This window comes from Nostoc sp. EspVER01, from assembly GCF_034530635.1.
Taxonomy (GTDB): domain Bacteria; phylum Cyanobacteriota; class Cyanobacteriia; order Cyanobacteriales; family Nostocaceae; genus Nostoc.
Genome location: NZ_JAVRCS010000001.1, coordinates 182443 through 199870 on the forward strand (window position 1 = coordinate 182443; position 17428 = coordinate 199870).

Sequence of the window (17428 nt, forward strand, 5' to 3'; positions counted from 1 at the left end):
AGCTAAAGTAATATTTATTCCTTATCTTTGTTTGAGCTTGATTTGTGAATTATCCGTTCGCATTAAAAGGATTTTAAAGAACTATGCCAATTGAAAAACACATTAATCTTAATCAAGGATGTTTCCTTAATCCCGCAAATAAACAGATAGTTGTCAATTTAGCCAGTGAAGATATTTTAAATTTAATCACGCAAGAATTAAAAACTCGTTACTCTCCAGAAACTCAAAAAAACCTACTTGAGGAGAGTTCAAAGTTATTACCTAGTTTTGTATTTCAAGAATTATTGCAACGCCAACAGCAGGTAGTAGATATTAATCCAGATAGTTTAATTGTCGTTAGCTGTCAGATAGCAGAGGCAGAAGTCGATGATTTGGGATTCGATTTAAATGTCGAAGTATATTTTGTAGTTGGAGATACAAAAGGTCAAAACCATTTTCGGGCTAATCAAATAGTCCTTTGGTCGAATATATGGGGTGATGAAGAACAGCCTTTTGATTTAGAAGATGAACTAGGTGAACAATTCTGGACAAGTTATCAAATTCAGTTGCTTTTTGATGAAAAAGAACAGCAAACAATTGAACTGGAACTATCACAAACAGATGATTATGCCGCGAGGTTAGAATTTTCCCCATCACTAACAAAATTTTCACCATCCATAGTTCCCTTTACGGATAATGACTTCTAAAAATTATTATCTGCACATACAGTGAATGTAAATTAATCATTTATATTCACTGAGGATTTTATTTTTTGGAAGTTCTCTTTTAAAAAGATGAAGTCTTCAATGCCTCCTACATCCTCATTGTGGTTCGATAATTGAACCCATAAACAAAATGTTTCCCGTCTGATTATCCCGAATAGCACAGAAGAAGGGACGATCAACAATCATTCGGAATGGTTCTGGTTCTTCTCTAAAAGATGTTGCTACTATTCCCACTGAAGTAGCAGCCGCCGCTTCGGTACCTTCTTCGTTCACTTCAACAAAAGTTTTATGCTTAACTTCGCTAATGGCAAAATTTTTACCCATGCCAGAAAAATTGGCTTTGTTGCTGAAAGCCTCCCCCATACCTAAAGTTTTTAAAGCATCATTGAGTGTAATATCATAATCTGTTTTGAAGCGGGGTAAGCGAATAAACCCTTTTTGGTTGTTGAACTGAGTCATCCATTTTTCCCAGTTCTCAACATTCAAGTTTTGATAAAAGGCTTTGAGGTTAGAATTCTTTTCGGGTAAAAAGATATAAAAACTTATCTTACCATCTTTCCCATAAGGTAAACTAACTGCCTGAAACTTCTCGCTTTCATAGTATCTATAATCACCCTCCTGTGACATCATTGGGTGTTGTTTTCGCCTACCAGATGTGATGTAAAAAGGGTATGGAGCAGTTTCTTTCTTGTCAAACTCGTTAGTCCAATTACCTTTAAAATATATGGCATTAATCAAAAATAATACCTGATTTGGTTCAATTTTTTCAACTATTTTAGTGATTTTGCCGTTAGTATTTTCTTTGACCCAATTATTGATAATATTAGATGCGGCGGCATCTTGAAAGTTTAAATTGCTGACTTTGGCTTGATAGAAGTCCTGGGTTCTATTGAGAAAGTCTGGTGCAAAGCTAACATCTTGATTTGCCCAAAGTGAGTTAGCAATATTCAATTGCACTTTCGCATCTGAATTGTCTAAAAGCTGTTTTAATACCGCCGCATAAGAAGAGTTGATTTCTGGTAGATTCATCCCCTGTAATTCTAGGGTTTTTGCCATTGCTTGTTGAGTCGAACCGCTAGCGCCGTTGTAAGTCATAGCAAGAGCGATCGCAACACTCGAAGGTGAGATAAAAATATTATTCCCACCCCGATCGTTTTTCAGCACTTCTGAAAACAGTTTGAAGCCAAACTTATTGCTAGACTCAACGATTTTTGTATCAGTTTTCGCTGTTTTTTTTTGCAATGGAGTTTCTGGCTGAGGTAAACTAGATTGGGCAAGGGCACTTTTATTACTATCGACTTGAGAACACCCTAATACACTGAATAGAACAACGCTTGCAGCTGCCAGAGCATAACGTCTACCTAGACTCACACCGTAACGTCTTTGCAGGAAATTTTCTTTTGCATCACTCAATTTATGGCGATTCATTCTGCTACCTCACTTGCCAAAGATTCCCGATTTGTGCTCAGAGTTGACGCAGATACTGTGTCAATGACTAACTATTGCATTTACTCCTATAGAAAAATGGGACTGTTACAGTTTTCGTAACAGCAAATTAGTAGCTCAGAGTAATTAAACACAACTTGTGGAGTTGCGAATACCTTATTGAGACGGCTATACAGACGACTTATAAAAAATTTTGATTTCTAAGAATTTTTATCTTTACGTATAAACGTATTGTAAGCTACGTAATCATAAAATAACCACTTCTGTGAGGTTTTTATAGATCGAATAACCTTTATCATAGGCACGAAATCTCGTTCCTATACTCCGTATGGGAACGAGAAAAACGCTATAATTTTACACGGATATTTGTGCTACCCTATTTCAATTAATTAATAGGTACACTCCACCAAGCTAAACTGTAGGGTTGAGTCGCTTCATTGAGCTTTTGACGAAACTGGACACGGATTTTGTAATTGCCAGTAGCAGTAACGGGGCAGAAAATATGTTCTACACTATCAATTTGGCTGATTGAGGAGCAAATAGCACCAGCATCAGAATTTTGAGCATCAGCTTTTACTAAGTATAGGTCGAGATTATTTAAGCCGCGATCGCGAAAAGTTTCGCCTAGATCATATTGCTGGTTTTTATTTTTATCGTTGAGTTCTACCAATCGATCCCAACTCAGGGTGACAGCAACAAAACTTCCCTGCTTTAAGGGTTTTGCTAATATATAGTCAACAAATGCTCCAACATCAACTGTGCGATAATCCCAACCAATAGCCGGCACCGCAGCTGATGCTTGCCATTGACCAGCACTAAATTGTTGATAAGCGCGAAATACATTTAAATGACCCGCTCCCATTTGGGCATCTAAAGGAATCTTTGGATCTTTATAAGCATCAGAATCTAGCCAGTTTTGATTTTGCTTATCAATTAGCGTCCGCGTCATTCCCAACTTTAAGCCATCGCCGCTATCTAAAAGTTTGTCTGCTGAATTCAGCAATACAGCTTTCATCACTTGATGACGCCGAGAATCAATGCTCCAGTGGGGTTGTTTTGTCCGCATCTGTCGGTCTGCAAGTTCTTGCAACAGAGCAACGGTAGCCGTAACTTGAGGCGCGGCAAAACTAGTACCTGTAACCTTGTTCAATTTGCCATCTGGATTGAGCAAAGGAATATTATTACCAGGAGCAACTAAACTGATAGCGCGACGCCCATCCAGGTCAAATTCCCTTCCAGCTAGTCTTCCATTCACCCCTTGGTTAACACCCGCCAGATTAGCCACGTCTACTTTGTTAAAAACTCCCCCGCGGCGGGATGAAAAAGCCACGTTTATTCCGTTAAAATTATCTGTAGGAATAGGAATACCACCTTTCCCCTGGTTGCCAGCGATCGCATACAAAACATCATGAGCGCGACTAGACCAGTCAACACATAAAGTTAGTAAAGCATTGCCGTCTAAAGTAGCTTCCGGTCGAGGATCGCGACTCAGAGGTTCCCCAAAGCTAAAGTTAATCGCACGGAGATCGCCACCATTTTGGAGCGCTATGTGCTGTGCTGACAAGCACTCTTCTGGCTGACCCATGTTTTTAGTCGAACCCACCGCCGATGAATACAATCGCGCTCCTGGAGCAACTCCTGGCAAAGCTTTGTCTTGACTCACCATCACACCGGCGACATTATAGGCGTGGGCGTCAACACCATTATTAGACTTAGCTGGCTCATTGCGTAAGAAAACTGCTGCTAAAGATATGGCACGATTTTTAGACACCGCCTTATCCCACCCAAACATTCCCGGCCGGCCAATTTCCACTTGACCAATAGCAATCTTACGACCGATTAAATTATAAGGAGATTTGTGTAGCTTCAGAGCATCAATGCCATTAGTTCCTAGTGCAGATTCTAAAGCTGAAGCAATTACTGGCGCACTTAGACAAGAAGCAGTTAATCCCCAAAATATCCAGGTTAGTTTTTTAGTCATTAGTTATTAGTCATTAGGCATGGAGAAGAGACAAGGTAGAGGAGGGAGACAAAGGAGAGACTTGTTCAATAATTCCCCCTTGTCCCCAAAAAACCGGGATCAAAATTATGAGTCTTGTTCAATGTTTTGTTACAATGCGTACAGACGAGGACGCTTAAAAATCCACTAGCCATGACCCAAAACCTATCTCAAAAGCCCATTGTAATTTCTCCATCTATCCTATCAGCCGATTTTAGTCGCTTGGGTGACGAAATTCGTGCCGTAGATGCAGCTGGAGCGGATTGGATTCATGTTGATGTCATGGACGGTCGTTTTGTACCTAATATTACGATAGGCCCTCTGATTGTGGAGGCGATTCGTCCGGTTACAACCAAGCCTCTGGATGTCCATTTGATGATTGTGGAGCCAGAAAAGTATGTAGAGGGATTTGCTAAGGCGGGTGCTGATATTATCTCCGTACACTGCGAGCATAATGCTTCCCCACACCTGCACCGCACCTTGGGGCAAATAAAAGAGCTTGGTAAAAAAGCTGGTGTTGTACTTAATCCTGGTACTCCTCTAGAGCTAATTGAATATGTTCTAGATTTGTGCGATTTAGTACTAATTATGAGTGTCAACCCTGGTTTTGGTGGTCAAAGCTTTATTCCTGGTGTGTTACCCAAAATCCGCAAGCTACGCCAAATGTGTGACGAACGTGGTCTTGACCCCTGGATTGAAGTGGATGGGGGATTGAAGGCAAATAATACCTGGCAAGTTTTGGAAGCGGGAGCAAATGCGATCGTCGCTGGTTCAGCTGTATTTAACGCAAAAGATTATGCTGAGGCTATTACAGCAATTCGCAACAGCAAGAGTCCTACTCCAGAATTAGCCAAGGTTTAATTCATTTTTGAATTAGTCAATCATTAAACATGGAAGTGAAAAAGATTGTAGAGACGTAGCACCGCTACGTCTCTACAAGGATTCTAGATTAATTGCACCAAATATCTAGTATTCATAAAAAATAAGGTGGGCAAATTGCCTACCTTATTTTTTTATATTTTTATATATAGATAAAAAACTGGAAGCTATTCAAGTTTTGAACCTTCCAGTAGTTGCTATATAAATTGAAAGTTTATAAACCAAAGATAATCCAGGTTGGGAGGACTAGGATTACAATAGTCGAAAGAGAAGCGTATGAGCTACTAGTTCTACCAGCCAAGGACAACAATTTCACTGTAACTTTTCTATTTCCGTTCCTAGAATTGATGTTAAGCGTTTGCAATATTTAACTAAAGCAACATCAACCACAGGATAGAAAGTTTTATCAGCATTACTCGCACCGTCTGCAGTCAGTGAAAGCTGTGTAAAATTGGGATTGGGGGAATCCACCTCGCCAAATCTCTTTGCTCAGACTTCCTCAGAAAAAGAACCACCAGTAGTAACAGTTGGATTATTGGTCTTGGTTTAGGAGTTATTTACTCCATGAAATGCTGACTACTTTTGTAATCAGTTTGATTTATTTCATAGTTAGAACTAATCGTTGATTTTATTTTTTAAATTAACTTGATTGCCAAATCACCTCTATTTTGATTTAGGTTGTAGTTGTTATTAGTTTACCAATATCAGTAGTATATATTTGCCATTTTGGCAGATTTTTGCAAAATATTATCAAATTCATGACTGCTATAGAAAACCTGTCATGCTATAAATTTCCAATTAGCATAACAGGCTTTCAGATAATCAATCAACTTTAGAGCGGAATCTATTGATTCCAAATACTTTTTAATTGAATCCACAGGATTTCAAGGAAATGTCTTGAACATTTTCTGGTTTTAATGGCGATTTGCTTGATTGATGTTCGTGAATTTGCTGTGTCAATCTCTGGTCTAAACTACCAGCACGGAGTTCTGCTTTTTGCTTTCTAACGACTTCTAGATAAGCTACGTCTTTAATTTTGCTTAAGCAGCTGATGAAACATTATTATCAGACTGGGAATTATGAGCGTGTTTCAGCATTTTTAGATTTTCACTTTGCTGTTGTTTTGTCCTATCGGCTTGAGAGTTCTCTTTGAGCAATCGATTGTAGGTGCGATATGGAATGTAATGCAGAGGATTATAACCACCAAATCGCAACATTAAAACACATGCCCAGGAATACTTTCCAGCAAGAATTGCTTCAACTACTTTGTCAAATTGTTGAGCTTTCACTGTCTTATCTAAGTTACTACTAATACCAGCAAGGTCTTGATTCATCATAGTGTTTAGTTATTTTGGGTGAAGTAAACTATTTTCTTCTCTGCGATTGTTGATGTTTTAATTGAGGTGTACAAACTGCACTAGCCTTTTTGCAAATCTTGAATTGCTTGTGGCAAATTATCAGCAGTGGAGCGGTGTTTGATGTTTACAAGGGATAAAAATCCATAAGTAAATAAATTTTCTTGGTTCACACGCTTATATTTCTTACTACTGTTGGATTAGGCAATTTCCGGGAAGTTTGCATATTTTTTTAGACTAAGAGAGAAAATATATTTATCTTTGAGCGTTAACAACACCATTCGTATTTATACTATTTTTTCTCGTTGCTGTCATCTACTAATCTAGTATATTTATGGGTCAAATTTACTGAATATATTCCTATACTTACTTGTGTGTTGTGCAGCTTTTAGTTTTGTCCTCTTTTGCTAATTATTGAGGGGGTCTTACCCCTCACCCGATATCATTTTAAAACCTTTATTATTGTCGAGTAGCTAGAAAACAATACCATTAAATAGAATGTAAAACAACTTGTAGAAATATTAGTCGAGAGAGAATAAAACCTTTCATGGTAATAGGATCAAACTTATTTTTCAATGAGTTAGATTAGACAATGATACTTATTAAACTTGTCTTTATTGGGTTGTAAAGACTACAGTTTTAGCTTATCTAAATATAATCGCAATCAGTTGACTGCGATTATTTTATAACGAGCAGATAGTTATTATAAAATAAACCAGTTGTAAAAGAAAATTACTGGTTACGGGTAATATAAATAAATAGTTATAATGAGCCTTAGTTGAGTCAATAAAAAGATCCGCAAATGGATAAATTTACTCCAAAAGTGTCGCAGGCTAAGTCTGTACAATATTAGAGACTTTAAGAATAGATATAAAGCTAATTAACACAAAATATTATTGAGTTGATTCAGCAAAAAATTCTATTTTATAGAATTGAGATTACAAATGTAGTGGCAATTGAGCTAAATGGTGGTACAAGCAAGACCAAAAATCAATATGCGATCGCCTTTATCTCTCCAGACAACTACAACAATGAATTGTTTGACAATAAGCCATCTAAGGGTTATAATTGTGATTCAAACTTACTAGACGCAAAAAAACTGATAGCGCTTCACATTCTAAAGTTTGGACTGTTTCTACTAAAGGCTGGTGAAATGCACCTGTAAAACTGACTGGCGTGAAGTTACGCAAATTGTAAGGGTTTAAGCGTATGCCCCAATGTTGGCTAATCACTGCCAAACATGCAGCGCCACAATCTGATGAACTTTGCTGTTGAGTAAAGAAATAGGCACGTCATAACCTAGCTTTTGATTGTGAACGTAGTCTGGGAACTATTAGCAATATTTATAGCTAAAGCTAGTAATCTTTGCATTTTTTGAAACAGTAGTCTTAAATTCTCAATGCTTCAACTCTTACCATTACTGAAATTTTCCTTCGCTTCCGGAAATACTCGGAAAATAAAATCGCAAACCTAAAGTCTGGTTTCTCAGATGAAGACAGGTTGAATTTGCCAGGGAAGCACATCTGTTATAGGTGTCAACTTAAGGTAGAAGTTAGGTACGAGTAAGGGGGGTTGCTTGCCCTCATCCCCTAACCCCTTCTCCCATATTGGGAGAAGGGGAACTGGAGAATTTGCTTCCTTGTGCTAATTTTGGGAAAGGAGGTGGGGGTAAAACTTATACATTCAGAAAATTTCAGGTTAAGTTGACACCCATGACATCTACGTGTATTGCGTCAAAACGAGAACCGCTTTGATAGGCAATTAATTAATAACTAAGTAAATTCCCCAAATCGCCATTGGCCGCAGGTAAGTGCTAGCGCGAAAAGTACCAGTTGCGGTGATAGCTTCTGGCGTGCGAAATTGCAGACCATTTTCATAAATTTGCTGCACCACAGCTTGCGTCAACCTCAACGCTTCATCCTTCATTCCCATCTGCACGAGAAAAGCCGCCAGCCCAAAGTTTATCCCCGTCCAAACTTCTAAGGGATGAGTAGCTTTGGGATTTTCTGGTGAACCATCACGACGAACACCATTAGCAGCACCAAATTCACCATTACAGAATTTCAAAAAGCAAGCGTCATAAACAGTTTTCAGAGCAGAAAGGGCGCGATCGCTCGGTACAATATCTGGTAAGTCCAGTAGACGAGCATAAAATTGTCCGCACAATTGATCTGCCATTACCACATCGGAACCACTTTTACTATCCAGTCGGTAATATTCCCCATTCCAAAGTTTTTCTTGGTAAATAGGAAGAGATTGTTGTAACCAAGTTTCATAAATGGATTTTTGCGCTGCCAACTCTGTTGTGTCACCTGTCTGGTAAGTTAATAAAATATCGCTAATTGCGATCGCAGCTTCTAGTGCCGCTAACCACAATCCACCACAATAGGCGCTGACACCTTGTAATCGCCAATCATCAAAAGTTTGGTCGGGTGCGCCAGAATTTTCCGGAATCCCATCGCCATCGAGATCAAAAGTTTTCAGGTAGTCGAGGGTTTGAACGATCGCATTCCAGCAATCTGCTAAGAATTCCACATCGTCAGCACCCGTGAGTAAAAAATCACGGTATACTTGCAAAACGAAATCACTACCTAAATCTTTCCATAAATTACAGTCTTGATAGCTGGTGTAATTAGTTTTCTCCCAAACGTGTTCGTTGGGTGCGCCTAAATCGTGGGGTGTTGCACCTGCAACTTTGCGAACTGCAATCGGGCTTTCTGCCTTAATTGTCATGTAATAGCCAATGATTCGGGGAGTATCATCACCTTGAGGAATCGCCCGTGCAAATGCCCGAATTACCGACTTTTCTAATTCTGGAAACAGCATCAGTAGGGCAAAAGAGCCATACAACCGTACATCTAGACTTTCATACCAACGGTAATCTAGGCACTCCAGCACCGCAAACTGACCGATGGGGTTAAGTTCTGATGCTGCACTCCAGAGAGTACCGCCGCTGGTGAGGTCATAAAGCTCATTAAATAGAGCCATTTTAAACCAGTTGGGTAAATCTTCCCGGTCGAGAATGGGTTTTTGCCAACTTTGAATTTGCGATCGCCAGGTTTGGTATTCTTGTAATGCAGTGGATGCGATCGCCCAGGCGTTGTTTCCACTTTTACCAAAAAAGTCTGTATATCTGCGGTAATAGTTAACTCCGGCGGCAAATTCTGTAATCGGCAAATCCCAAGCGAGGACAAAGGGTATTTCGAGAGTTTCGCCTGGTTGGAGAGTGAAACGGATTGCGATGCCTGCGGCCGGCGTAGCCATCGCAGCCCCTAATTGTGTATTCTCTGTTGCTGGAGTAGTATCAACATAATTGGGCAAAGAGCCATCTTTAGCAAAGCTTTGCCATATTTCCTCACCCGTCCCTTCAGGATTCCAGCGGCTATGATGAAATACTTCCACTTGGGGATGTTTCAGCGTCGCAATACACCAAGTTCCGTCACCTTCTTGCAAAGGTTCATTACTACCAACCCGGCCTAAAACACAGCCAAACTGTTGTGTATTTTCAACTATTTGGTTGTAGTTTCCTTGACTTTCGCCCCAGCGCGGTTGGTATTCATAAACCGGACTACCATCATCGCGTACCCGCACTTCGGGAGATTTGAGAGCGTTTGTAAACCAGCCCACCATATTTTGCCAAGTGAGCATAATGCTGAGAGTAATCGGTGCATCTGTGGGGTTATGAGCATTCCAGAGGAATATTGCCACAGGGTAGCTAGTTTCTTGGTAATTACCCGCCCAGACTGGGGAAAATTGCTCACAAGTCAACTGTGTTTGAAATACATTTTCGTATACAAACCAGCTACGTGGATATAGCGCGTGATAATTGCCCGTCCCCTTTGTGCCGGGAGTTGTAGGATACCACTGCCAAGCTTTGAGAGTGCCATCATCGGGCGCTTGCGTAGACAAAGCGTAGGCTTGGAAAGATGTGCTATTGGATTCAAACACACTGAACTGACAAGCGGGAATGTTTTTGAAGGTATGCTCACCGCCGTCGATGTGCCACAGGTTAAAGTCTCCCCGTGAAGAACGACCGATGCAACCTGCACCAAAGCCACCTAAAGGCATACCATGCCAAGGGCCATCATCGATATTACTTGCGTAGCGGACGGTATAAGGTTTGTCCCAGCCTAAGCCGATGGGACGGCTCCAAGTACAAGAAGGAATTTCTGGAGAGAGTTGATTTGTCATCGCCTAATGTTACAGCGTGCAGTTACGTGAATGAAGACTAGCGCGATGTGAGATTTTTCTCAAGGTAGTGGCGTGGCACAACTAAAATAGTGCATTAGCAAACTCTTGTGGGATGGGCTTCTAGCCATTGGTGTCAACTTAAGCTGAAATTTTCAACTGTTCGTAGCCCGCCCTTAGACATCGCTCCCGTAATTACTACCGGACTACAAGGTATAGAGTTTATCCCAGTCACGAAGACTTTCATATTGTGCTTCTACCGCGTGTTGCTCCAACCGCTAATTGAATTTTAAATCTAGAGTTTTTAACTCTAGTGGGTAAATCACTAGTTAATTTGGGTATTTTAAAGCACAGAGTTAAATTTCTCAATAGTTTTAACAAAACAAGATGACACAATACGCCCTTGTGGTTGAAATTGCTCAGGATGACAACAGTTTCGGCAGCCTGACTAAACCTATTGATGATGCAGAGGCTGTGGCTAGCACAGAAAAATTTTTGCTGCTGGTAGATGAGTTTGGGGAAGTATTTACAGTTTGTATAGATAAGGAAGAACGGCAGAGATTTATTGAACTACTGACTGGGGTAGTAGAGATTCATGATTCGCGGTTAGCAGTTGTAATTACTATGCGAGGCAATTTTCTGGAATCCTGTTTAGATAATCCTTCTCTGGCTCACCTGATTCAAACCCCAGTAGTTGTTATACCGCCTTTAACTGGAGTTGATTTCAAGGACATAATCGCCAAACCTGCCCAGCTTCAGGTTCATAGTGTTGAAGAAGCAGGAGCATTACAAATTCTCCAAAATCTTCAACAAGAACCAGAGAATTTACCATTGTTAGAGTTTGCCTTAACTAAACTGTGGGAGAAACGCGAGCAAAAGAAACATCAACTTACCCAAGAAGAGTATGAAAATTTGGGAGGATTAACTGCGGTGTTAAATCTCCATGCAGAAAATGTTTATCACTACCAAGATTATGAGCAAGAATATCCAACTCAAGAACGCAGTCAGCAAGAAAAGGAATGGATTAAGCAGATTTTTCTGCGGTTAATGGGAACAGGAGAGGGAGAAAAGGATACCCAACAGCGCCAACCAAAAGCCACATTATTAAATATTGCAGGTAATGATGCCAATCAACAGCAACAACTTAGTGAGTTGCTAGATGGTGAAGCGGGATTGGTTAAGGGACGCTTATTAATTTCTGAGAAAGATGAAAAAGGAGAAGTCTGGATTGATTTAGCCCATGAAGCTTTAATTGAAAGTTGGCAGCAGTTTGCCCAGTGGCGACAACAAGACCGAGACTTGCGACCGTTGAACGAGACATTAGAAAATACGCGACGGGAATGGTTGAGCGAAAGGTCGGATGACAAATATTTAATGCAAAAGGGATTGCTGGCCCAAGTGAGGGATAGCTGGCAACAATTGCAGCCTGATTTGCAATCACCCCAACAAGATGAGGATTTTTACCAGCGTAGCGATGCCGATGACAAAGACCGGATTGCCGAGATGGAAAGGGCGCTTACTGAATCCCAGTTGCGAGAAAAAGCGGCTAGAGTAGACGATTTATTGCCCTTACAACCCCTAGATAGTCTAGTTTTGGCAATTCAAGCTATGGGGGAGAATCAAGAGAAACTACCCCAGCAGATTCTTGCATCAGTTCAGAACAGTTTGAATCGGGTGGTTAATAAAGCAAGAGTCTCGATTCCCTTTTGTGGTCATGAGGGTAATGTCTCTTCTGTCGCCATCAGTGCCGATGGACAGATGATTGTCAGTGGTGGTGGTGATGGTACGGTGCGGCTGTGGAATTACCAAGGTCTTTCCTTAGCTGAACCTTTGCGCGGTCATCAGGGTTATGTTAATTCTGTCGCCATTAGTGCTGATGGGCAGACGATTGTCAGTGGCGGTGCTGACGGCACGGTGCGGTTGTGGAACCACCAAGGTCTTTCCTTAGCTGAACCTTTGCGCGGTCATCAGGGTTATGTTAATTCTGTCGCCATTAGTGCTGATGGGCAGACGATTGTCAGTGGCGGTGCTGACGGCACTGTGCGGTTGTGGAACCGCCAAGGTCTTCCCTTAGTTAAACCATTGCATGGGCATAAAAATGATGTCTCTTCTGTCGCCATCAGTGCTGATGGGCAGACGATTGTCAGTGGTGGTGCTGACGGCACTGTGCGGTTGTGGAACCGCCAAGGTCTTCCCTTAGCTAAACCATTGCGTGGGGATAAAAATGATGTCTTTTCTGTCGCCATCAGTGCCGATGGGCAGACGATTGTCAGTGGTGGTGCTGATGGGATGGTGCGGTTGTGGAATTCCCAAGGTCTTCTCTTGGCTGAACCTTTGTATGGTCATGAGAGTAATGTGAGGTCTGTAGCTATCAGCGCCAATGGACAAAACATTGTCAGTGGCGGTGCTGATGGTACGGTGCGGCTGTGGAATCGCCAAGGTCTTTCCTTAGCTGAACCTTTGCGTGGTCATCAAGGTAATGTCTCTTCTGTCGCCATCAGTACCGATGGGCAGACGATTGTCAGTGGCAGCGATGGCGGCACTATACGGTTGTGGAATCGCCAAGGTCTTGCCTTAACTGAACCTTTGCGTGGTCATGAAGGCAATGTTAGGTCTGTTGCTATCAGCACCGATGGTCAGACAATTGTTAGTGGTAGTACTGACGGCACAGTGTGGTTTTGGAACCACCAAGGTCTTCCCTTTGCGAAACCTTTGCGTGGTCATAAGGGTTGGGTTTATTCTGTCGCTATCAGTGCCAATGGACAGAATATTGTCAGTGGCGGTACTGACGGTACGGTGCAGTTGTGGAATCACCAAGGTCTTGCCTTAACTGAACCTTTGTGTGGTCATGAGGGCTGGGTTTATTCTGTTGGTATCAGTACCGATGGGCAGACGATTGTCAGTGGTGGTAGTGATGGTACGGTGCGGTTGTGGAATCGTCAAGGTCTTGCCTTAGCTGAACCTATGCGTGGTCATCAGGGTTATGTCAATTCTGTCGCCATTAGCGCCGATGGGCAGACAATTGTTAGTGGCGGTGATGACGGCACTGTGCGGTTGTGGAATCGTCAAGGTCTTGCCTTAGCTGAACCTTTGCGCGGTCATCAGGGTTTTGTCAATTCTGTTGCCATTAGCGCTGATGAGCAGACGATTGTTAGTGGTGGTACTGATGGCACTGTGCGGTTGTGGAATCTGCAAGGTCTTGCTTTAGCTGAACCCTTGCGTGGTCATAAAGGTTGGGTCTATTCTGTCGCCATTAGCACCGATGGGCAGACGATTGTTAGTGGCGGTGATGACGGCACTGTGCGGTTGTGGAACCTACAAGGTCTTGCTTTAGCGGAACCTTTACGTGGTCATGAAGGTTGGATTTATTCTGTCGCCATTAGCGCCGATGGGCAGACGATTGTTAGCGGCGGTGAAGATGGCACTGTACGGTTGTGGCGCGGTGACTGGCGTGCATGGTTGCAAGTCTGTTGTGACAGGTTACGTTACCATCCCGTCTTCACCAATCCGCAAACAGAGGAAGCAAAAGCCGCCTGTGAAACCTGCCAAAAATATGTTTGGAGTAAAGTAAGCGGGTAAAAAGACAGTATTGCTGTGCTTCTAAGAAGGTCTGTACTCGATTCAATTGCAAATGGCTATCAAGGCAGTAGCAACACATCCTTGGGTAAAGACGCGATGAATCGCGTCTCTACAAGTGGTCTATTTGTCGCATTCTTTTTTCAAATTGGTATAAATTATGGTGAGCGAAAGGCTTAGGCGTAACCCGCACTTTGACAACGCTCACCTTTTGTCTGTGGAATTTTTATTGGTGTTCTTGAAATTTAGTTTGTATATGTGGGCACTCTAAAATTAAGCAACATACTGGAGACTAATTTCTATGTCCACAGCCCCAATTAGTGCAACATTAGCGCAATCAGATAGAGATGCTGTGTTGCAAGCCATTGCCACCATTAAAGAAAAGCTACCATTTTTGATTGATTTAAGTAACGAGGAGCGGAAAGCTTTACCCAAGATGGGAGATAAAAGCCGCGCCTTTGTAAGCAAAGCATTAGAGGTGGCGACACAGAACCCAGAGTTTTTACCGCGATCGTTTGACCTTAATGAGATGCGGAAAGACGTTCAATTATTTGAAGCTTTGTATCCAGTATTGCTATCTTTGTCACAATTACAAGAGTTGCTGGATGATACATCTATAGCAGTGGGCAGTGAAGCTTATGCAGCCGCGTTGCAGGTGTATAACTATGCCAAAGCTAGTGGACAAGGCGCTGGTTTAGATGGGGTAGTTGAGGAAATGGGGCAAAGGTTCGCCCGTAAATCTCGGAAATCCAAGCCTCAAGCAGCAGCGTTGTAGAAAATAGCTCGGCAATTGCACTTCTGAGGTGCAATGTTGAGGTTCAGAACTCGGATGTTGGAGTAAATTGCTCGGCGTTCCGAGTTCAGAACTCGAAGTTTCAACCTCAGAACATGGAAGTTCGAGATCGGAACACGAAAATTGAAGCTCTGAACAGCAACGTCCGAGATCCAAAGGTGAATGATGGAGAGTAGAAGGCGATCGCTCTCTTTTTTAACTCGGAACTTCGTGTTTTGAACTGCAACAGCCGAGATTCAAAAGTCAATGATGGTGAATCAAAGGCGTAGACGTAGCCCATCAAAGACATCGCTTCCATAATTATTAGCCCTCTTCTGTCACTCTCCGAAAACATTTACCTTTTCTATAATCTAGAGCTTTTGTATAGCGAGCGATTGCGCGATTATTTTCTAATAACAAATACAAGTCCTATTTTTTTCTAATAGTATAGCTTGTATTGATTGCCTCATGAGGCTTCTAGCGATCGCCCTCCCGGAGAGTGACAGAAGAGGGCTAAGAGTACGCCAACGGCATGAAAATCAAGTCGCAAACGGCTTAACCAAGTAATTTCCGAATTTTTTATGAAATACCAGGTTATTCTTCAAAATAGTGAAGAAGATTGCAGTGCTACTTGCCTTGCAACTGTTGCCAAACATTACGGACGCACTAAGCAGTTTTATTTATCTGCGAAAATTGACTTTACAAAATTGGAAAATCAATTTCCTAACTTGACGATGTGCGTCTAATTAAATTTATATATTGTATAAAGAGTTAAGTAAAGACAAATACTTAAAACGCCAACACCGCACAGATTCGACTTACAACCTAACTGCATTCGTGACAGTTTAAGAAATAATTACTTTTGTCAAGAGTAATTACACTCCAAAGCATTTATGTAATCGAGTATCTAATTAAGATTTATACTAACATTTCAGGGCAAGGATGAACACTGCTTTGAAATATGACGTGATCGCAGGCAGGCTGAAAGCTCGTGTTTCTGACCTCAGTTTTGACTAAAACTAAATATTAGTCACCATTACTTATTGACAACGGTTAATAAACTTAAACTTTCACCAATAACCTACCTCAATTAGCTAAGGAGATTAAATAATGTCTCACATCAGCAACCAAACCCAAGACCTTTACAGCATCGATTTGGTGCAAGACCTTGACCACGAAGCCGCTGCTACTGTTAGTGGTGGTACCCTAACGCTTTACGACACCGTTGTAGGACCAGGACCGTTGAGAGGTACCAGATCCTCAGATCGCAATTTGGGCGCAGATCCCAATATAGACGACTTCGACAATAGAGCATCTTCGTATCAGGTAACGCCTGGACAAATTTGGATTGGCTACCTTGGTACGGGTTTCACAAATTCGTCAATTCTTCTAACACCAAATGGAAGAAAGCCCTTACCTGCTTTATTTAACAACAGGATTTCGTCTGTACGTCGCATAGTATAAATGTATAGTCAGATCGGTTCTATTTCATACAGCAGACTAGAATCCTGAAAAACCTAAAATAGAAAAGAATGCTCTTTCCTTCGCTTTTACCTGAGTAACATTCTTTTCTTGTAGTTCGTAGGGGCGAGGTCGTTTTCGCTCCTACTTTTTCATTTCGGTTTTTGATACATCACCGATCGCTTTTAAAACATCCTTTAAGAAGTTTTAGTTATCTTTTTCTTAAGATTTATACTAACATTTCAGGGCAAGGATGAACACTGCTTTGAAATATGACGTGATCGCAGGCAGGCTGAAAGCTCGTGTTTCTGACCTCAGTTTTGACTAAAACTAAATATTAGTCACCATTACTTATTGACAACGGTTAATAAACTTAAACTTTCACCAATAACCTACCTCAATTAGCTAAGGAGATGAAATAATGTCTCACATCAACAACCAAACCCAAGACCTTTACAGCATTGAATTGGTGCAAGACCTTGACCACGAAGCCGCTGCTACTGTTAGTGGTGGTGCCCTAAGACTTTACAACGGGTTTAATTTTCAAGGACAGGGGAAAGTTCTCACAGGTGCAGATAAAAATTTAGGCATACCTCCCGGTGTAAGTGGCTTCAACAATAAAGCATCTTCGTACTGGGTAACGGGTTTAAAAAATTGGATTGTCTACACTGGTAATAGTTACAATGGTCAAAGCAAGCTTTTAGTAGCAGGCACAAAAGGTAACTTCTCCGGTATCTTTAACGACAACATCCAGTCTGCAAGACCTGCATAATCAACTCGCTTCTACTTCATACAGCAGACTAGAATCTTGAAAAACCTAAAAGAGAAAAGAATGCTCTCTCCTTCGTTTTTAGCTGACGTAACATACTTTTCTTATAGTTTGTAGGGGCGAGGTCGTTTTCGCTCCTACTTTTTCATTTCGGTTTTTGATACATCACCGATCACTTTTAAAAGTCCTCTAAGAAGTTTTAGTTATCTTTTTCTATTGACTTTCCAAAATTGGAAAGCTAATTTCCTAACTTGACGATGTGCGTCTAATCAAATTTAC

11 protein-coding genes and 1 pseudogene are annotated in these 17428 nt (G+C 41.4%); 7 read left to right on the forward strand and 5 right to left on the reverse strand.

Annotated elements, in window-relative coordinates; all coding sequences use genetic code 11:
• Positions 1 to 83: 83 nt before the first annotated feature.
• Positions 84 to 686: a hypothetical protein gene (locus tag RMX69_RS00740; protein WP_289799856.1), complete on the forward strand. Its 603-nt coding sequence runs from the start codon at positions 84 to 86 to the stop codon at positions 684 to 686.
• Positions 687 to 800: 114 nt separating this feature from the next.
• On the opposite strand, the gene RMX69_RS00745 is transcribed toward RMX69_RS00740, so the two are convergent.
• Together RMX69_RS00745 and RMX69_RS00750 are read right to left on the reverse strand one after the other, a co-directional pair.
• Positions 801 to 2132, reverse strand: a complete 1332-nt coding sequence (locus tag RMX69_RS00745) for a serpin family protein (RefSeq protein WP_322636141.1) — start codon at positions 2130 to 2132, stop codon at positions 801 to 803.
• Between the two features lie 403 nt (positions 2133 to 2535).
• On the reverse strand, positions 2536 to 4131 hold the full coding sequence (locus RMX69_RS00750; protein ID WP_322636142.1) for a S8 family serine peptidase: 1596 nt from the start codon (positions 4129 to 4131) through the stop codon (positions 2536 to 2538).
• 171 nt (positions 4132 to 4302) lie between these two features.
• Between RMX69_RS00750 and rpe the strand changes: the two genes are divergently transcribed.
• Positions 4303 to 5010, forward strand: a complete 708-nt coding sequence (gene rpe, locus RMX69_RS00755; protein ID WP_289799853.1) for a ribulose-phosphate 3-epimerase — start codon at positions 4303 to 4305, stop codon at positions 5008 to 5010.
• 882 nt (positions 5011 to 5892) lie between these two features.
• On the opposite strand, the pseudogene RMX69_RS00760 reads toward rpe, so the two are convergent.
• The 3 genes and pseudogenes from RMX69_RS00760 to RMX69_RS00770 form a co-directional block, all read right to left on the reverse strand.
• Positions 5893 to 6362, reverse strand: a pseudogene (locus tag RMX69_RS00760) (HetP family heterocyst commitment protein).
• A 1076-nt stretch (positions 6363 to 7438) separates the two neighbouring features.
• Complete coding sequence (locus tag RMX69_RS29375; protein WP_409878542.1) at positions 7439 to 7615, reverse strand: hypothetical protein; 177 nt, start codon at positions 7613 to 7615, stop codon at positions 7439 to 7441.
• Between the two features lie 529 nt (positions 7616 to 8144).
• The gene (locus RMX69_RS00770; RefSeq protein ID WP_322636144.1) at positions 8145 to 10574 is read right to left on the reverse strand and encodes a GH116 family glycosyl hydrolase; all 2430 of its coding nucleotides are present in this window, start codon (positions 10572 to 10574) and stop codon (positions 8145 to 8147) included.
• A gap of 384 nt (positions 10575 to 10958) precedes the next feature.
• Here RMX69_RS00770 and RMX69_RS00775 point away from each other — a divergent pair, with 384 nt between their 5' ends.
• From RMX69_RS00775 to RMX69_RS00795, 5 genes are all read left to right on the forward strand, one after another.
• The gene (locus RMX69_RS00775; protein WP_322636145.1) at positions 10959 to 14150 is read left to right on the forward strand and encodes a hypothetical protein; all 3192 of its coding nucleotides are present in this window, start codon (positions 10959 to 10961) and stop codon (positions 14148 to 14150) included.
• Between the two features lie 298 nt (positions 14151 to 14448).
• Positions 14449 to 14922 (forward strand): hypothetical protein, encoded by a 474-nt coding sequence (locus RMX69_RS00780; RefSeq protein ID WP_289799849.1) that lies wholly within the window; start codon positions 14449 to 14451, stop codon positions 14920 to 14922.
• Between the two features lie 578 nt (positions 14923 to 15500).
• On the forward strand, positions 15501 to 15665 hold the full coding sequence (locus RMX69_RS00785) for a cysteine peptidase family C39 domain-containing protein (protein ID WP_322636146.1): 165 nt from the start codon (positions 15501 to 15503) through the stop codon (positions 15663 to 15665).
• A gap of 364 nt (positions 15666 to 16029) precedes the next feature.
• Complete coding sequence (locus tag RMX69_RS00790; protein ID WP_322636147.1) at positions 16030 to 16383, forward strand: hypothetical protein; 354 nt, start codon at positions 16030 to 16032, stop codon at positions 16381 to 16383.
• A gap of 418 nt (positions 16384 to 16801) precedes the next feature.
• On the forward strand, positions 16802 to 17152 hold the full coding sequence (locus tag RMX69_RS00795) for a peptidase inhibitor family I36 protein (RefSeq protein WP_322636148.1): 351 nt from the start codon (positions 16802 to 16804) through the stop codon (positions 17150 to 17152).
• The last annotated feature ends 276 nt before the right edge of the window (positions 17153 to 17428 follow it).

Bases quoted from the DNA above. Each gene is read 5' to 3' on its own strand.
- RMX69_RS00740 (WP_289799856.1), top strand. From the start codon at position 84: ATGCCAATTGAAAAACACATTAATCTTAATCAAGGATGTTTCCTTAAT.
- RMX69_RS00745 (WP_322636141.1), bottom strand. From the start codon at position 2,132: ATGAATCGCCATAAATTGAGTGATGCAAAAGAAAATTTCCTGCAAAGA.
- RMX69_RS00750 (WP_322636142.1), bottom strand. From the start codon at position 4,131: ATGACTAAAAAACTAACCTGGATATTTTGGGGATTAACTGCTTCTTGT.
- rpe (WP_289799853.1), top strand. From the start codon at position 4,303: ATGACCCAAAACCTATCTCAAAAGCCCATTGTAATTTCTCCATCTATC.
- RMX69_RS00770 (WP_322636144.1), bottom strand. From the start codon at position 10,574: ATGACAAATCAACTCTCTCCAGAAATTCCTTCTTGTACTTGGAGCCGT.
- RMX69_RS00775 (WP_322636145.1), top strand. From the start codon at position 10,959: ATGACACAATACGCCCTTGTGGTTGAAATTGCTCAGGATGACAACAGT.
- RMX69_RS00780 (WP_289799849.1), top strand. From the start codon at position 14,449: ATGTCCACAGCCCCAATTAGTGCAACATTAGCGCAATCAGATAGAGAT.
- RMX69_RS00785 (WP_322636146.1), top strand. From the start codon at position 15,501: ATGAAATACCAGGTTATTCTTCAAAATAGTGAAGAAGATTGCAGTGCT.
- RMX69_RS00790 (WP_322636147.1), top strand. From the start codon at position 16,030: ATGTCTCACATCAGCAACCAAACCCAAGACCTTTACAGCATCGATTTG.
- RMX69_RS00795 (WP_322636148.1), top strand. From the start codon at position 16,802: ATGTCTCACATCAACAACCAAACCCAAGACCTTTACAGCATTGAATTG.